The following is a 15,924-nucleotide window of genomic DNA, read 5'->3' on the forward strand; positions in this document are numbered from 1 at the left end:
TCGCCGTTCCGCAGGCCCTCGCACAGCCCGTACTGGCCAAGCATCCCCCCCCGGCCAGCGGGGGCGCGGGCGGCTTGGCCGCGGGCGGATCCTTGGCCAGGACCGGCTGTGCGAGGGCCAGCGGAACGGCGAAGGCGGCGATCGCGAGGAAACGGGCGAACATGACGGCGGACCCTCCGGGGCGGCACGTCGAATCGCGACGTGCGCTACCTCGCCCCACCACATCGCCAAGCTTGGCCGAGGACAAGGCCGAACGACCGAGCGGCAACAGGCGACCCGGTGATCTCTCGAAAACGTGAGCGGTGATCGGGCGCCCTTGAGTACGCGCCGAGTTCCGAGGTAGCTACCGTCGGCAGACGGGGCCCGTCGTGACGGCCGGCCGATCCGTTGAGAGCGAAGGCAAGCGATGGCGGCCGTGACCGGCAAACCGATCGATCTCCACACCTGGAGCACGCCGAACGGCTGGAAGATCCCGATCATGCTGGAGGAGTGCGGCTTGCCGTATCGGGTCGTCCCGGTCGATATCGCCAAAGGCGAGCAGATGGCGCCCGCGTTCCTCGAAATCTCGCCCAACAACAAGATCCCGGCGATCGTCGATCACGACGGGCCGGGCGGCGAGCCGGTCTCGATCTTCGAATCCGGCGCGATCCTGCAATACCTCGGGCGCAAGACCGGCCGCTTCTATCCGGCCGACGAGCGGGCGCGCGTCGCGGTCGACGAGTGGCTGTTCTGGCAATGCGCCGGCTTCGGGCCGATGCTCGGCCAGACCCACCATTTCAAGATCTACGCGAAGGAGAAGATCCCCTACGCGATCGAGCGGTTCACCGCCGAGACCAACCGGCTCTACGGCGTGCTCGACAGGCGGCTGGCGGATCGCGAGTACCTCGCCGGGGACTACTCCATCGCCGACATGGCGACGGTGCCGTGGGCGAAGTTCACCGGCAAGCAGGGCGTCGACCTCGGGGCGCTGCCGAACGTGAAGGCGTGGCTCGACCGGGTCCTGGCACGGCCCGCCGTGCAGAGAGGCCTCTCCGCGATCTGATCGGGCGCGCCGGCATGCTGATCGGACGCCGCCATCGACGGCGTCCGCAGGGGAGTGGTCCCGCCTACTTGGCGGCGGGCTTGGCCGGCTTCTGCGGCGCCGGCTCGGCGCCGACATTCGCGGCCTGCTGGTTCACGTCCGGCACCCTGGTCCAGGTCTGCGAGCCGCACAGCACCTTGAGCAGGCAGCCCGAGACCGACAGCTCCGAGGCGTTCTCGCGCTCGAGGCTGACCTGATAGATCTTGCCTTCCTCGATGTTGTAGATGCTGCCGGAGAACTTCGCCTCGTCCGGCTGCAGGCCCTCGATCAGCGGCAGGCCGAGTACGGGGCGCGAGCGCTTCTTCGGATCGGGGTTCTTGATGTCGGTGCGCGGCGCGCCGGCTTCCGTGGTGGCGACCTTGAGCCACACCACCTTGCCGCAGACCTGAGCCTGGCCGGCGCCGCAGCGGTCGATGCGGATCTTCGCGCGGCCGTCCTCGGTCAGCCAAGTGCCGGAGGGATCCTTGCTCGACTGGGCGTGGGACGAGGCGATGCCGGCGAGGAGGAGGGTGGCGGCGAGGGCGAGACGCATGCAGGTAGCTCCGAAGCTGGCGCCTGACGGCGCGGGGCGGGTGGAGTTCGTGAGATCACTCAGCCACCGCATTCGGGCGATTTTTCGGCAGTGTTGCAGCGTTGCCATGGCCAAGCATCGGGCAGGCTCGGGTTGAGGGTGTCCGGCGCCCTCGCTATAAGCCCGGCGCCAAAGCGTTTTTCGCGACGCGCTTGCTGGCGTTTTTTATTTTCATCCGAAGCGGACTGACCATGGCCACCGAGCGCACCTTCTCCATCCTCAAGCCCGACGCGACCAAGCGGAACCTCACCGGCGCCGTCAACGCGGTCATCGAGAAGGCGGGCCTGCGGATCGTCGGCCAGCGCCGCATCCAGATGAGCCAGGCCCAGGCCGAGAAGTTCTACGAGATCCACAAGGAGCGCCCGTTCTTCGGCGAGCTCGTGACCTTCATGACCTCGGGCCCGGTGGTGGTTCAGGTGCTTGAGGGCGAGAACGCCGTCGCGAAGTACCGTGAGGTGATGGGTGCGACGAACCCGGCCCAGGCCGCCGAGGGCACCATCCGCAAGACCTTCTCGGAATCGGTCGGCGAGAACACCGTCCACGGCTCCGACAGTGCCGACAACGCCAAGATGGAAATCGCGCAGTTCTTCCAGGATTCCGACATCGTCGGCTGAGGAACGCGGGAACCACGTGCCCGAGGGTGGTCGCCGGAACACACCGGGGACGCCTTCGGCTCGGTAGAACGCCACATCGCCCGGAATGGAGGGCGGTGTGGCCGCACCGTCATTGACGAAGCAGGCGGCCAGAGAGTCCAACGGCGTCGGATTTCCAGATCTCGCCAATGGACCTGCCATGACGACCCGCCGCCTGTCCCTGATCGCCGCCGGCCTGCTCTCGCTCGCCGCGACCGCCGCCCTCGCCAGCGGGTCCTCCGCGCCGTTCGATCAGTACCAGCCCGACCCGGCGCTGCGCACGGTGCCGAAGGCCAACCTCGAAGGCCGCGTGCGCCACGCCTGCGCCGTGGTCCAGGCCCGCATCACCAACGCGCCGGAAGCCTCGCTGGAGCGCCCCTGCGGCTGCTACGCGAAGCAGACCATGCGCTCGCTCGACGAGTCCGAGATCGAGGCCTACCGCGCCACCGGCTATTTCAACGATTCCGCCCGCGCCAAGGCGCTGAACGCACTGGATTCGTGCAAGCTGCAGCGGCCGGTCTAGAAACAAGTACGAGGCCTTCCCTCTCCCTTCTGCGGGGGAGGGAAGGCGCGGAACGCTACAGGCTCAGCAGGGCCGCGTCGGCCGCGCCGCGATCGTCGTCGATCACGACGCGCTCGCCCTCCAACCGGGCACGCCCCCCCGCCACCAGCGCGAGCGCTGCCGGGTAGAGCCTGTGCTCCTGCACGATCACCCGCGCCGCGAGGCTGTCGGGATCGTCGCCCGAACGCACCGGGACCGCCGCCTGCGCCACGATCGGGCCGGCATCGAGTTCCGGCACCACGTAATGCACCGTGCAGCCGTGGAGGCGGACGCCGGCGGCGAGCGCCTGCGCGTGGGTGTGCGTGCCCTTGAACAGCGGCAGCAGGGACGGGTGGATGTTGATCATCCGCCCGGCCCAGGCCTCGGCGAAGCCCGCCGAGAAGATCCGCATGAAGCCGGCGAGGCACACCAGCTCGATGCCGGCCGCGCGCAGCTCTACGTCGAGCGCGGCGTCGAAGGTCGCGCGGTCCGAGAACGTGGTGTGGTCGATCGCGTGCGCCGGGATGCCGACGGAACGCGCATGGGCGAGGCCGCCGGCCTCCGGCCGGTTCGAGAGCACCAGCACGATCTCGGCCGGGTAATCCGGCGCCTTCGCCGCCTCGATCAGCGACACCATGTTCGAGCCGCGGCCCGAGATCAGGATCGCGACGCGCGTTCTGGGCTTCGCCGCCATCAGAGCGCGAGGCGGCCGGTGAACGCGACGGGCTCCGGGCCGCGGGCGGTGATCGCCCCGAGCCGCACCGGTGCCTCGCCGGCCTCGGCGAGGGCCCGAATCACCGCCTCGGCGTGGTCCTCGGCGACCACCAGCACCATGCCGATGCCGCAGTTGAAGGTGCGCAGCATCTCGGCCTCGGCGACGCCGCCCTCCCGCGCGAGCCAACCGAAGACCGGCGGCGGGCGGACCGCGTCGAGGTCGATCGTGATGCCGACGTAGTCGGGCAGGACGCGGGGCAGGTTGTCCGGGAAGCCGCCGCCGGTGATGTGGGCGAGCGCCTTGATCCCGTCGGTCGCCTTCAGCACCGCGAGCAGCGGCTTCACGTAGATCCGCGTCGGCTCCAGCAACGCCTCGCCCAGCGTCCTTCCGGTGGCGAACGGCGCGGCCGCGTCCCAGGCCAGGCCGGTGCGCGCGACGATGCGGCGGACCAGCGAGAAGCCGTTCGAGTGCACGCCGGAAGAGGGCAGGCCGAGCACCGCGTCGCCGGCGCGGATGCCGGGCTTCGGCAGCAGGGTGCCGCGCTCGGCCGCGCCGACCGAGAACCCGGCGAGGTCGTAGTCTGCGCCGTCGTAGAGGCCCGGCATCTCGGCGGTCTCGCCGCCGATCAGGGCGCAGCCGGCCTGGCGGCAGCCCTCGGCGATGCCGCGGACGATGTCGGCGCCGACGCCCGGCACGAGCTTGCCGGTGGCGTAGTAGTCGAGGAAGAACAGCGGCTCGGCGCCCTGGACGATGATGTCATTGACGCACATCGCCACGAGGTCGATGCCGATCGTGTCGTGCCGACCGGTCTCGATCGCGATCTTCACCTTGGTGCCGACGCCGTCGTTGGCGGCTACCAGGATCGCGTCCTTGAAGCCCGCGGCCTTGAGGTCGAACAGGCCGCCGAACCCGCCGATCTCGGCGTCGGCGCCGGGCCGGCGCGTGGCGCGCACCAGCGGCTTGATGGTCTCGACCATCGCGTTGCCGGCATCGATGTCGACGCCCGCATGCGCGTAGGTCAGCCCGTTCGTGGTCTCGGCCGTCATCGGCGTCCCGTTCCTGTGGTCCGGGGCTGCTTTAGCTGAGATTCGCGCCGACCGAACCCGTCAGGCCACAAGAAAATGACGCGCCGCGGCCGCTCCACGGCAGGGCAGGCACCGGCGGCAGCCTTGACCGTTCGGAACCGCCTTCCCACTGTCCCACGCGAGTTCGCAGGGGAGGGCGTCGATGCGCGGCAGGGCTGTGATCGGTCTGGCGGCGCTCGTCGGCCTCGGCATCGTGGTCTACCTGCTGCGGGAGGTGATGCTGCCCTTCGTGGCCGGCATCGCGCTCGCCTACCTGCTCGATCCGCTGGCCGACCGGCTCGAGCGCCTCGGCCTCGGTCGGCTGACGGCGAGCCTGCTGATCCTGGCGATGTTCGTCGCCGGCCTGATCGTGTCGCTGCTGATCCTGGTGCCGCTCGCCGCCAACCAGGTCGCGGCGCTGATCAACAGCCTGCCCGGCATGATCGGGCGGCTGCAGGGCATCATCGCCGAGCGGGCCGGCCCGGTGCTGCAGCGGCTCGGCGGCGCCGACGTGGTCAACGAGCTGCAATCCTCCGTCGGGACCCTCGCGACGCAGGGCGGCGCGTGGCTGCTCGCCTTCCTCAAGTCGATCTGGTCCGGCTCGCAGGCCGTGATCTCGGTGATCTCGCTGCTGGTGGTGACGCCGGTGGTCGCGTTCTACATCCTCGTCGACTGGGACCGGATGATCGCGACGCTCGACACCTGGGTGCCGCCGCGCCACCGCACGACGGTGCGCCGGCTCGCCGCGCAGATCGATCGCGCGATCATCGGCTTCGTCCGCGGCCAGACGCTGGTCTGCCTGATCCTCGGCACCTTCTACGCGGTCGGCCTCTGGCTCGTCGGGCTGAACTTCGGCGTGCTGATCGGGCTGATCGCCGGCTTCCTCACCTTCATCCCGTATGTCGGCACGCTCACCGGCTTCCTGCTCTCGGTCGGCGTCGCGCTGGTGCAGTTCTGGCCGGGCTCGGACTGGCTGCATCTCGGGCTGACGGTGGGCGTGTTCCTCGTCGGGCAGTTCCTCGAGGGCAACGTGATCGCGCCCAAACTCGTCGGCGAATCCGTCGGCCTGCATCCGGTCTGGCTGATGTTCGCGCTGCTCGCCTTCGGCTCGCTGTTCGGCTTCCTCGGGCTGCTGCTCGCAGTGCCGGTTGCGGCCTCGATCGGCGTCGTCGTGCGCTTCGCCCTGTCGCGCTACCTGCAGAGCCGGCTCTACCACGCCGAGCAGCCGGTGCTGATCGAGGTGCCGCGGCCTTGAGCCTTGGCGCTTGACTGTCGGGCCGGCACGGTCACCCTGGGCGCCGCATGCGCGAGAACGTCCCCCCGAAGCAACTGGCCTTCGACCTGCCGCTCGATCCGCGCTACGGCCGCGAGGATTTCCTGGTCGGCACGGCCAACGAGGCCGCCTACGCGTCGATCGAGGCCTGGCCCGATTGGCCGGACACCGTGCTCGTGCTCACCGGCCCGCCGGGCAGCGGCAAGAGCCATCTCGCCTCGATCTGGGCGACGCGGGCCCATGCCTGGACCGTGCCGGCGGCCGAGGTCACGGCGGAGACCGTGACCCACTGCATCTCGAACGGCGCCCTGGTGATCGAGGACATCGACCGCCCGGGCCGCGACGAGGCCGCCCTGTTCCACCTGCTCAACCTCGCCCGCGAGCGAAAATGCCCGGTGCTGCTGACCAGCGGCGCGGTGATCGACCAGATCGGCCTGACGGTGGCCGACCTGCGCTCGCGCCTGAGGCTGGCGCCGGGCGTCGCGATCCGCGAGCCCGACGACGCGCTGCTGCGCGCCGTCATCGTCAAGCTGTTCGTCGATCGGCAGCTCGTGGTCGATCTTCGGGTGATCGACGCCGTCGCCCTGCGCATCGACCGCTCCCTCGGGCGCGCCCGCGAGGTGGTGACCGAGCTCGACCGCGACGCCCTCGGCCGCGGCCGCCGCATCACGCGGCCGCTGGCGCTCGCCGTCCTCGAACGCCTCGGGATCGCGGATGGCGGCGACGACGAGGACGACTGATCGCGATCGGTCGGACGCCGCCGGCCATCGCCGAGGAACGGGCTCGCCCGTCGCCGACCGTCACGGCAGTGTCGCATTCCGGCAGAGCACCCATGTTAGGGACGCCGCGACAGGCGGCAGGTGAGGAGTGGCAGGGTTGTCGGACATCGAATCGAACGTGGACGCCCTCGATCGTGCGGACGACGTCACCGAAGCCGGAGACGACGCGGCGCCGAAGCGCGCGCCGCGCCGGGCGGCGGCATCCGCACGGACCTCGCGCCGTCCCTCAGCATCCGAGGCCGCCGGCGACGAGTGGCCGACCACCGCCGAGATCCCCGAGCCGCCGGCGGCCGACGACGACAAGGCCGCGCGCGAGACGATCCTCGAGGCCGGCCGCGCCCTGCGGCTTTCGCCGGAGCGCTTCGTCAACCGCGAGCTGTCGTGGCTGCAGTTCAACCGGCGCGTCCTTGAAGAGGCCGCGAACCCGTCGCATCCGCGGCTGGAGAAGCTGCGCTTCCTCTCGATCTCGGCCAACAACCTCGACGAGTTCTTCATGGTCCGCGTCGCCGGCCTGCACGATCAGGTCCGCGCCGGGCTGACGCTGCCGTCGCAGGACGGGCTGTCGCCGTCCGAGCAGCTCGCGCGCATCGGCACCGGCGTGTCGAAGCTCGCGGAGGACCAGCAGGCGCGCTGGCGCGAGCTGCGCGAGGAGCTCGACGGCGTCGTCGCCCTGGTCGAGCCCGACGCGCTGCGCCCGGAGCACGCCGCGTGGCTGGAGGAGTACTTCCTCAACCACGTCTTCCCGGTGCTGACGCCGCTGGCGATCGACCCGGCCCACCCGTTCCCGTTCATCCCGAACCTCGGCACCACCATCGCGCTGATGCTGATGCGTCCGCGCGACGGCCGCGTGCTGCGCGCGCTGATCCGCATGCCGGGCGTGCTCGACCGCTTCGTGCGGCTTCCGCCGATCGAGGACGACACGGTCGCGCGCTTCATCGCCATCGAGCAGGTGATCGTGCTGTTCACCGGGCGCCTGTTCCCGGGCTACCTGGTGAAGGGGCAGGGCGCCTTCCGGGTGATCCGGGATTCGGACCTCGAGATCGAGGAGGAGGCGGAGGACCTCGTCCTGCATTTCGAGACCGCGCTGAAGCAGCGCCGCCGCGGCATCGTCATCCGCCTCGAGGTCGAGTCCGGCATGCCGGAGGACCTGCGCAGCTTCGTCTGCGACGAGCTCGAGATCGGCGCGGACGCGGTGTTCATCGTCGAGGGCATGCTGGCGCTCAACGAGCTGTCGCAGATCGTCGGGATCGACCGGCCCGACCTCAAGTTCAAGCCGTACAATCCGCGCTTCCCCGAGCGCATCCGCGAGAGCGGCGGTGACGTGTTCGCGGCGATCCGCCAGAAGGATTTCTGCGTCCACCACCCTTACGAATCGTTCGATTCGGTGGTGCAGTTCCTGGCCCAGGCCGCACGCGACCCGAACGTCGTCGCGATCAAGCAGACGCTCTACCGCACCTCGTCGAACTCGCCGATCGTCGCGGCGCTCGCCGAGGCCGCCGAGCTCGGCAAGTCGGTCACCGCGCTGGTCGAGCTGAAGGCGCGCTTCGACGAGGAGGCCAACATCCGCTGGGCGCGCAACCTCGAGAAGGCCGGCGCGCAGGTGGTGTTCGGCTTCGTCGAGCTGAAGACCCACGCCAAGCTGTCGATGGTGGTGCGGCGCGAGGGCGACAAGCTCGTGACCTACTGCCACGTCGGCACCGGCAACTATCACCCGATCACCGCCCGCATCTACACCGACCTGTCGTTCTTCACCGCCGACCCGGCGGTGGCGCGCGACGTCTCGCGGATCTTCAACTTCATCACCGGCTACGCCGAGCCGGCGCAGCTGGAGCGGATGTCGGTCTCGCCCCTGACCGCCAAGGCGCGGCTGCTGGCCGACATCGAGGCGGAGGCGGCCCACGCCAGGGCGGGCCGGCCGGCCGCGATCTGGATCAAGTGCAACTCGCTGGTCGACGCGCAGATCATCGACGCGCTCTACGATGCCTCGCAGGAGGGCGTGCAGATCGACTGCGTGGTCCGCGGCATCTGCTGCCTGCGGCCGGGCGTGCCGGGCCTGTCCGAGACGATCCGCGTGAAGTCGATCGTCGGGCGCTTCCTCGAGCACGGGCGCATCTACGCCTTCGGCAACGGCGTCGGGCTGCCGCACCCGAAGGCGACGGTCTACATCTCCTCGGCCGACCTGATGAGCCGCAACCTGGACCGCCGCGTCGAGTCGCTGCTGCCGATCAGCAACCCGACGGTCCATCAACAGGTTCTCGACCAGATCATGCTGGCCAACCTTCTCGACAACCGCCAGAGCTGGCGTGTACTGGCATCGGGCGGCGCCGAGCGCATCCACCCCGCCGAGGGCGAGGAACCGTTCAACGCGCACAAGTACTTCATGACGAACCCGAGCCTGTCCGGTCGCGGCAAGTCGTCGAAGAAGTCGAGCCCGCGGGCTCTCAGCCGTCGCGCGCAGCGGGGCTGATCGTCCGGCCCCCGGCCGGATACACGGATCGGGCGGTGCGGATCGCGCCGCCGGGTCATCCAGACGTGCGTTCGACGAGCCGATCGGTATCATACAGCGAGGTCGTTGCTTGGGTCCCCATCGCGCCAACCTTACGCTCGCCCATTCCGCGGACCGGGAGCCGGCCTTGGTCAACGCGCCCGTCGCGATCATCGACATCGGCTCGAACTCGGTCCGCCTCGTCGCCTATGACGGCCTGAGCCGGGCCCCGACGCCGCTCTACAACGAGAAGGTCCTGTGCGGGCTCGGCCGCAACGTCCTCACCACCGGCCGCCTCAACGACGAGGCGGTGCGCCGGGCGCTCGCCGCGCTCGCCCGCTTCCGGGTGCTGTGCGAGACCATGCGGGTTTCGCGCCTGTTCGTGCTCGCCACCGCCGCGGCCCGCGACGCCTCCAACGGGCCCGCCTTCCTCGAGGCCGCCGAGGCGGCCTGCGGCACGCGCATCGAGCTGTTGTCGGGGCGGCGCGAGGCCGAGCTGTCGGCGCTCGGCGTGGTCTCGGGCTTCCATGCGCCGGACGGCGTCGTCGGCGACCTCGGCGGCGGCTCGCTGGAACTCGTCGACGTGCGCGGCGCCGTGGTCGGGCAGGGCGTGACGATGCCGCTCGGCGGCCTCGCGCTGCAGGACCTCTCCGGCGGCTCGCTGAAGAAGGCCGGCAAGATCGTGCGCGAGCACATGAAGAAGGCCGCGCCGCAGCTCGAGACCCTGCGCGGCCGCACCTTCTACGCGGTCGGCGGCACCTGGCGGGCGCTCGCCCGCCTGCACCAGGCCGCGCGGCAATATCCCGTCCACGTGATGCACGGCTACAGCGTCGAGCCGACGGACGAGCTGAGCTTCCTCCAGGTCGTCGAGCAATCCGACGCCGCGACGCTGCAGGACGTCGAGGCGATCTCCGAGGCGCGGCGACCGCTCCTGGCCTACGGCGCGGTGGTGCTGGAGGAGATCATCCGCGTCGGCCGCCCGCGCGAGGTCGCGATCTCGGCCTCCGGCGTGCGCGAGGGCCTGCTCTACGAGCAGGTCGACCGCGAGACCCGGGCGCTCGATCCGCTGCTCGCCTCCTGCGCCGAGCTGAATCAGCTGCGCGCGCGTTCGCCGCGCCACGCCGACGAGCTGATCGCCTGGACCGATCGGTTCGTGGCGGCGCTGGACGGGCCGGAGACCGCCGACGAGCGCCGGCTGCGCCACGCCGCCTGCCTCCTGTCCGACATCGGCTGGCGGGCGCATCCCGACTACCGCGGCGAGCAGAGCATCGCGATCATCCAGAACGCGGCCTTCGTCGGCATCGACCATCCCGGCCGCGGCTTCCTCGCCCTGGCGATCTACTTCCGCCACGAGGGCGTCGCCCCTGAGAAGGCGAACCCGATGCTGCGGGCGCTCGCAGGCCCGCGCCTGTTCGAGCGCGCCCGCCTCATCGGCGCGCTGCTGCGCGTCGCCTTCCCGATGACCGCCGGCATGGAAGGCGCGCTCCGCCGCATGCCGCTCAGCATCGAGGACGGCCGCGTCGTCCTGAGCCTGCCGCCCGAATGGGACGCGCTGAACGGCGACCGCCTGCTCAACCGCGTCCGGGGCCTCGCCCGCATCGCCGGCCTGGAAGGGCGCGTCCGCGTCGGGTGACAATCCGGGTACGGGACCGGAGCGTGGCGCTCCGGTCGGGGCTCAAGCCGTTCGCTCGGCGAAGATCGCCTTCTTCACGATGGCGTGGACGCCCCAGTTGCCGTCGACCACCTGCGTGATGCCGAAATCAACCGCGATCGACATCAGCGAGATCGCCTCGTCCTCGGTCAGTCCCTTCGCGTGCATCAGGAACTGCCGCATCTTGCGGAAGGCGTCGCGCATCGCGAGGTCGATCGAGGACTTCTGGAAGATCGCGTCCTGCGCGGCCGGCCCGAGGTCCTTGAGGTAGTTCGGATAGCTGAAGCCCGAGAGGACCCACTCGTCGCGCGTCTCGATCATCGGGAAGTCGAGGCTCTCGAGCGCGGTGCCGGGCAGGTCCTGCTTCTTGTGCAGCACGAACTGGAACGTGCCGGTGAGCGAGCACTCGATCGCGGTGCCGCAGAGTTCCGAATCGCCCTGGCTGGCATGCGGATCGCCGACCGAGAACAGCGCACCCGGCACGGCGACCGGATAGTACATCGTCGCCCCCTTGCCGATGCGCCAGTTGTCGATGTTGCCGCCGGTGTAGCTCGGCGGGATCGAGTTCACCATGTCGGCTTCGGCCGGCGCCAGGCCCATCGTCCCGAAATGGGGGCGGATCGGCACGCGGATGCCCTTCAGGACGTCGAAGTTGCGCTCGGTCTTGGTGTGATCGACCAGCAGCCCCGGATAGTCGATCGTCGGGTGCGCGATCCCGTTCGGGTCGGTCACGCCGGGCCAGCGGAAGCTGTAGACCGCCTTCGCCCAGTCGCGCGTGCCGGTGGCGTCGACCTCGTAGATCGTCACCACCTCGCGCGGCCGGTCGCCGGTGATGAGGTCCTTGTAGTGGTAGCCCCACCAGGCGGCGGCGTTGCTTCCGAACGCCAGGCCCTTGAACTTCGGGTTGGCGCAGGGCCGCGGCGCGACGTCGAGGATGCGGACCTCCAGCACGTCGCCCGGCTCGGCTCCGCGGATCGCCACCGGGCCGGTGCAGATGTGGACGCCGAGACCGCCGCCCGGCCCGAGCTTGGCATCCTCCGGGCCCGCCCCGCGCCGCGCGACGCCCTTCTTGTCCTTGGTCCACAGATAGACGCTCTCGGCACCCGGATCGCCCTGGATCATCCGCTCGGCATCGTCGCTGGCTTGGTGCGTGAGGGTCTCGATCGTGACGAAGTCGCCCGACGCGATCTCGACCTGCGGCTTCAGGTTCTTGCTGAAGTAGCCCCAGTGCACCGTGTCGGCGTTGGCCGGAAGCACCTGGTGCGTCGCCTGCCGCGGTCCGCCCGCCGCGCTGGTCTGGGCGAGCGCGGGCGTGACCAGGGACAAGCCGCCGGCCGCGAGCGCGGCAGCGCCGCCCGTGGCGACGAAGCCGCTCTTCAGGAAGGCGCGTCGCTCGGGCGCGAGATCGCCGAGGAAGCGGCGGCGGTGCTCTGCGAACGCCGCGCAGTTCGGATCGTCGCCCTGGCACATCGTCTCGACCCCCAGCATCCCACTCGGATCGGGAAATGCAAGGACACGGCCAGAGTCCCGGGCCGCTACTCCGACAGCATGCCCGCGCCGGGCTCGGCCGAGTCGAGCATCTGGCCGCCGCCCGCCTGGGCCTCGACCACCGCCGCGGTCGTCACGTTGACGATGCCGCGCGCCGTGACCGACGGCGTCAGGATGTGGGCGGGCTTGGCCGGGCCGATCAGCAGCGGGCCGACCGGGAGGGCGTCGGCGAGCACCTTGGCGAACTGGTAGGCGATGTTGGCCGCGTCCAGGTTCGGGAAGATCAGCACGTTGGCCGCGCCCTTCAGGCGCGAGCCCGGCAGCACCCGATCGCGGACGATCTCGGACAGCGCGGAATCGGCCTGCATCTCGCCGTCGACCTGAAGCTCGGGCGCACGGTCGTTGATCAGGCCCAGAGCTGCCCGCATCTTCATCGCCGAGGGCGTGTCGGACTGGCCGAAGTCGGAATGGCTGAGCAGCGCGATCTTCGGGGTGATGCCGAAGCGCGTGACGTGCCCGGCGCAGGCGACGGCGAGCTCGGCGATCTCCTCCGCGCTCGGATCCTGGCGCACATGCGTGTCGGCGAGGAAGTAGGCGCCCTTCTTCGTGACGATCAGGCTCATCGCGGCGCATTGCGTCACGCCGGGCGACAGCCCGATGATGTCGCGGATGATGCGCAGGCGCGTCTCGAACCGGCCTTCGAGCCCGCAGATCAGCGCGTCGGCCTCGCCGCGGCGCACGGCGATGGCGCCGATGATCGTGGTGTTGGTGCGCACCAGCGTGCGGGCCGCATCCGGCGTGATGCCGCGGCGCCCGGCGATGTCGAGGTAGGTCTGGACGTAGGAGCGGTAGCGCGGATCGTCCTCGGGATCGATCAGCTCGAAGTCGCGGCCCTCCTGGATCGAAAGGCCGAAGCGCTTGAGCCGGGTCTCGACCACCCGCGGGCGGCCGACGAGGATCGGCTTGGCGACGCCGTCCTCGACGATGGCCTGGACCGCGCGCAGCACGCGCTCGTCCTCGCCCTCGGCGTAGATCACGCGCTTGGGATTCTCCTTCGCCTTGGAGAACAGCGGCTTCATGATGAAGCCGGAGCGGTGGACGAACCGATCGAGGGATTCGGCGTAGGCCGCGATGTTCTCGACCGGGCGGCCGGCGACGCCGGAATCCATCGCCGCCTGGGCGACGGCCGGCGCGATGCGCAGGATCAGCCGCGGGTCGAACGGGCTCGGGATCAGCGAGCGCGGCCCGAACGGTCGGGCCTCGCCGCCATAGGCACGGGCCACCACGTCGGAGGGGGTCTCGCGGGCGAGCGCGGCGATGGCCTTCACCGCCGCCTTCTTCATCTCCTCGTTGATGCTGCGCGCGCCGACGTCGAGCGCGCCGCGGAAAATGTAGGGGAAGCACAGGACGTTGTTGACCTGGTTCGGGAAGTCCGAGCGCCCGGTGCAGATCATCGCGTCGGGGCGCTTCTCCTGCGCCAGGTCGGGCATGATCTCGGGATAGGGGTTGGCCAGCGCCATGATCAGCGGCTTCTCGGCCATCTTCTCGAGGTATTCGGGCTTGAGCACGCCGCCGGCCGAGAGGCCGATGAACACGTCGGCGCCGGGGATGACCTCGGCCAGCGTCCGCGCCTCGGTCTCCTGGGCGTAGACGTCCTTCCACCGGTCCATCAGCTCGGTGCGGCCCTTGTAGACCACGCCCTTGATGTCGGTGACCGTGATGTTCTCGCGGGTCGCTCCGAGCGAGACCAGCAGGTTGAGGCAGGCCAGGGCCGCCGCGCCGGCGCCCGAGGTGACGATGCGGACGTCCGACAGCTGCTTGCCGGCGAGCTCGAGCGCGTTGAGCACGGCCGCCGCCACGATGATCGCGGTGCCGTGCTGGTCGTCGTGGAAGACCGGGATGTTCATCCGGGCGCGGCACTGCTCCTCGACCTCGAAGCATTCCGGCGCCTTGATGTCCTCCAGGTTGATGCCGCCGAAGGTCGGCTCCAGCGAGCACACCACGTCGACGAGCTTGGCGACGTCGAGCTGGTCGACCTCGATGTCGAACACGTCGATGCCGGCGAACTTCTTGAACAGGACCGCCTTGCCCTCCATCACCGGCTTCGAGGCGAGCGGGCCGATGTTGCCGAGGCCGAGCACGGCGGTGCCGTTGGTAAGCACGGCGACGAGGTTCTGGCGGATGGTGAGGGTCGCGGCCTCCTGCGGGTCGGCCGCGATCGCCTCGCAGGCGGCGGCGACGCCGGGCGAGTAGGCCAGCGCCAGGTCGCGCTGGTTGCCGAGCGGCTTGGTCGCCTGGATCTCGAGCTTTCCGGGGCGCGGGAGGCGGTGATAGACGAGAGCCCCTGACTTGAGATCCTCGGACATGTTGTCGCCCATGGCCCATTCTCCCTCGATCAGGCGCGTACGTCGTGTGGCGCCGAACGCCCTCGCATGAAGGCCCTGTTGCACCGGCTGCGCAGCGGGCGCAACCCGAACAACGAGACGCGGATCCACCTGGAAAAGCTGGTGCGCGCCCACGGATTCTCCATCGGTGCCTATTCGTACGGTCGCCCGAAGGTGCGATTCGCCGAATCCGGGCGGAGGCTGACGATCGGCCGCTATTGTTCCATCGCCGACAAGGTCGAGATCCTGCTCGGCGGCGACCATCGCCTCGACTGGGCTTCGACCTATCCCTTCGCCGCGATGCGCGGGCTGTGGCCGGAGGCGGACGCGCCGGCCGGGTACCACGCCTCGCGCGGGGACGTGTCGATCGGGCACGACGTCTGGCTCGGCTCGGGCTGCCTTATCCTGTCCGGGGTGACGGTCGGGCACGGCGCGGTGGTGGCGGCGCACGCCGTGGTCACGCGCGACGTGCCGCCCTACGCAATCGTCGCCGGCAACCCGGCCCGGGTCGTGCGCACCCGCTTCGACGAGGCGACGGTGGCGGACCTCGTCGCCTGCGCCTGGTGGGACCTGCCGCATGCGGCGGTGGCGACGCTGGTGCCGCTGCTGCAGAGCGGGCGCATCCCCGAGCTGATCGCCGCCGCCCGCGCCGTTGCACCGCCTGCCTGAATCCCTTACGCGCGGGCCGATCGCACTTGAGCGCCCGCCCGAAGGTCCGACCGATGTCCCAGACGCCCCCCGACCGCCTCGCCGTGAACCCGAACAGCCCGTTCTACGACGAAACCATTCTGGAGCGCGGCATCGGCATCCGCTTCAAGGGCGTCGAGAAGACCAACGTCGAGGAATATTGCGTCAGCGAGGGCTGGGTCCGCCTCAGCGCCGGCAAGACCCTGGACCGCGCCGGCAACCCGATGACGGTGAAGCTCAAGGGCACGGTCGAGCCCTACTTCCGCGACGCCGCACCCGAAGCCTGAGCCTCGCGCCGGCCGCGCGCCAGGTCGAAATCGCGCAGGGTACCCGCGACCAGGGCCGCGACCTGCTCCGGGCTGCGCGCATCCCGGACCACGAGGCTCGCCAGCACGTCGGTGCGGCGTTGCCGCTGCTTGGTCGTCCGGGCGTGGTTCGAGAGCCGCAGGGCGAAGCCGCATCCCGCGCGTTGGAGGTACAGGCTGTCGCCGCGCTCGTTGCGCGCGGTCACCCGGAAACCGTGCTCGGCGAGAAGCCGCGCCGCGTGCGCGAGCGCCGCGGCCGGGGGCAGGG

General features: G+C 70.3%; 15 protein-coding genes. 9 read left to right on the top strand and 6 right to left on the bottom strand.

What is annotated here, in order from left to right:
• Window positions 1-406 precede the first annotated feature (406 nt).
• Window positions 407-1,042: a glutathione S-transferase N-terminal domain-containing protein gene (locus FV223_RS06790; RefSeq protein ID WP_147726084.1), complete on the top strand. Its 636-nt coding sequence runs from the start codon at window positions 407-409 to the stop codon at window positions 1,040-1,042.
• A gap of 64 nt (window positions 1,043-1,106) precedes the next feature.
• Here the strand turns inward: FV223_RS06790 and FV223_RS06795 are convergent, their stop codons facing one another.
• A complete protein-coding gene (locus tag FV223_RS06795; protein WP_147726085.1) occupies window positions 1,107-1,613 on the bottom strand; it encodes a DUF2147 domain-containing protein in 507 nt (168 codons plus the stop codon).
• 230 nt (window positions 1,614-1,843) lie between these two features.
• Here FV223_RS06795 and ndk point away from each other — a divergent pair, with 230 nt between their 5' ends.
• Both ndk and FV223_RS06805 read left to right on the top strand, forming a co-directional pair.
• The gene (ndk, locus tag FV223_RS06800; RefSeq protein WP_147726086.1) at window positions 1,844-2,266 is read left to right on the top strand and encodes a nucleoside-diphosphate kinase; all 423 of its coding nucleotides are present in this window, start codon (window positions 1,844-1,846) and stop codon (window positions 2,264-2,266) included.
• Window positions 2,267-2,444: 178 nt separating this feature from the next.
• Complete coding sequence (locus FV223_RS06805) at window positions 2,445-2,807, top strand: hypothetical protein (protein WP_147726087.1); 363 nt, start codon at window positions 2,445-2,447, stop codon at window positions 2,805-2,807.
• 55 nt (window positions 2,808-2,862) lie between these two features.
• Here FV223_RS06805 and purN read toward each other — a convergent pair whose 3' ends face one another.
• Both purN and purM read right to left on the bottom strand, forming a co-directional pair.
• Entirely contained in the window at window positions 2,863-3,519 is a 657-nt protein-coding gene (purN, locus tag FV223_RS06810; RefSeq protein WP_147726088.1) for a phosphoribosylglycinamide formyltransferase, read from the bottom strand.
• Window positions 3,519-4,586, bottom strand: a complete 1,068-nt coding sequence (gene purM / locus FV223_RS06815; RefSeq protein WP_147726089.1) for a phosphoribosylformylglycinamidine cyclo-ligase — start codon at window positions 4,584-4,586, stop codon at window positions 3,519-3,521. The genes purN and purM overlap by 1 nt, the downstream gene beginning before the upstream one ends.
• Before the next feature lie 181 nt (window positions 4,587-4,767).
• Here purM and FV223_RS06820 point away from each other — a divergent pair, with 181 nt between their 5' ends.
• The 4 genes from FV223_RS06820 (at window position 4,768) to ppx (ending at window position 10,774) form a co-directional block, all read left to right on the top strand.
• Window positions 4,768-5,859: an AI-2E family transporter gene (locus FV223_RS06820; protein ID WP_147726090.1), complete on the top strand. Its 1,092-nt coding sequence runs from the start codon at window positions 4,768-4,770 to the stop codon at window positions 5,857-5,859.
• A gap of 47 nt (window positions 5,860-5,906) precedes the next feature.
• Window positions 5,907-6,617, top strand: coding sequence for a hypothetical protein (locus tag FV223_RS06825; protein WP_147726091.1), 711 nt, complete (start codon window positions 5,907-5,909; stop codon window positions 6,615-6,617).
• A gap of 145 nt (window positions 6,618-6,762) precedes the next feature.
• Window positions 6,763-9,123, top strand: a complete 2,361-nt coding sequence (locus FV223_RS06830) for an RNA degradosome polyphosphate kinase (RefSeq protein ID WP_147726096.1) — start codon at window positions 6,763-6,765, stop codon at window positions 9,121-9,123.
• Window positions 9,124-9,289: 166 nt separating this feature from the next.
• On the top strand, window positions 9,290-10,774 hold the full coding sequence (gene ppx, locus FV223_RS06835; RefSeq protein ID WP_246689624.1) for an exopolyphosphatase: 1,485 nt from the start codon (window positions 9,290-9,292) through the stop codon (window positions 10,772-10,774).
• 42 nt (window positions 10,775-10,816) lie between these two features.
• On the opposite strand, the gene FV223_RS06840 is transcribed toward ppx, so the two are convergent.
• Window positions 10,817-12,262 (bottom strand): acetamidase/formamidase family protein, encoded by a 1,446-nt coding sequence (locus tag FV223_RS06840; protein ID WP_147726097.1) that lies wholly within the window; start codon window positions 12,260-12,262, stop codon window positions 10,817-10,819.
• Between the two features lie 65 nt (window positions 12,263-12,327).
• Window positions 12,328-14,658: an NADP-dependent malic enzyme gene (locus FV223_RS06845; RefSeq protein WP_147726093.1), complete on the bottom strand. Its 2,331-nt coding sequence runs from the start codon at window positions 14,656-14,658 to the stop codon at window positions 12,328-12,330.
• Between the two features lie 54 nt (window positions 14,659-14,712).
• Here FV223_RS06845 and FV223_RS06850 point away from each other — a divergent pair, with 54 nt between their 5' ends.
• Window positions 14,713-15,333, top strand: a complete 621-nt coding sequence (locus FV223_RS06850; RefSeq protein WP_187276079.1) for a CatB-related O-acetyltransferase — start codon at window positions 14,713-14,715, stop codon at window positions 15,331-15,333.
• A gap of 53 nt (window positions 15,334-15,386) precedes the next feature.
• A complete protein-coding gene (locus FV223_RS06855) occupies window positions 15,387-15,638 on the top strand; it encodes a DUF3297 family protein (protein ID WP_147726094.1) in 252 nt (83 codons plus the stop codon).
• Here FV223_RS06855 and FV223_RS06860 read toward each other — a convergent pair.
• A complete protein-coding gene (locus tag FV223_RS06860) occupies window positions 15,608-15,922 on the bottom strand; it encodes a hypothetical protein (protein ID WP_147726095.1) in 315 nt (104 codons plus the stop codon). The genes FV223_RS06855 and FV223_RS06860 overlap by 31 nt on opposite strands.
• Between the last annotated feature and the right edge of the window lie 2 nt (window positions 15,923-15,924).

This window comes from Methylobacterium sp. WL116, from assembly GCF_008039455.1.
Taxonomy (GTDB): Bacteria; Pseudomonadota; Alphaproteobacteria; order Rhizobiales; family Beijerinckiaceae; genus Methylobacterium.

Coding starts and splice junctions, on each gene's coding strand:
- FV223_RS06845 (WP_147726093.1), bottom strand. CDS start 14,658: ATGGGCGACAACATGTCCGAGGATCTCAAGTCAGGGGCTCTCGTCTAT.
- purN (WP_147726088.1), bottom strand. CDS start 3,519: ATGGCGGCGAAGCCCAGAACGCGCGTCGCGATCCTGATCTCGGGCCGC.
- purM (WP_147726089.1), bottom strand. CDS start 4,586: ATGACGGCCGAGACCACGAACGGGCTGACCTACGCGCATGCGGGCGTC.
- FV223_RS06790 (WP_147726084.1), top strand. CDS start 407: ATGGCGGCCGTGACCGGCAAACCGATCGATCTCCACACCTGGAGCACG.
- FV223_RS06855 (WP_147726094.1), top strand. CDS start 15,387: ATGTCCCAGACGCCCCCCGACCGCCTCGCCGTGAACCCGAACAGCCCG.
- FV223_RS06850 (WP_187276079.1), top strand. CDS start 14,713: ATGAAGGCCCTGTTGCACCGGCTGCGCAGCGGGCGCAACCCGAACAAC.
- FV223_RS06795 (WP_147726085.1), bottom strand. CDS start 1,613: ATGCGTCTCGCCCTCGCCGCCACCCTCCTCCTCGCCGGCATCGCCTCG.
- FV223_RS06820 (WP_147726090.1), top strand. CDS start 4,768: ATGCGCGGCAGGGCTGTGATCGGTCTGGCGGCGCTCGTCGGCCTCGGC.
- FV223_RS06840 (WP_147726097.1), bottom strand. CDS start 12,262: ATGTGCCAGGGCGACGATCCGAACTGCGCGGCGTTCGCAGAGCACCGC.
- FV223_RS06805 (WP_147726087.1), top strand. CDS start 2,445: ATGACGACCCGCCGCCTGTCCCTGATCGCCGCCGGCCTGCTCTCGCTC.
- FV223_RS06825 (WP_147726091.1), top strand. CDS start 5,907: ATGCGCGAGAACGTCCCCCCGAAGCAACTGGCCTTCGACCTGCCGCTC.
- ndk (WP_147726086.1), top strand. CDS start 1,844: ATGGCCACCGAGCGCACCTTCTCCATCCTCAAGCCCGACGCGACCAAG.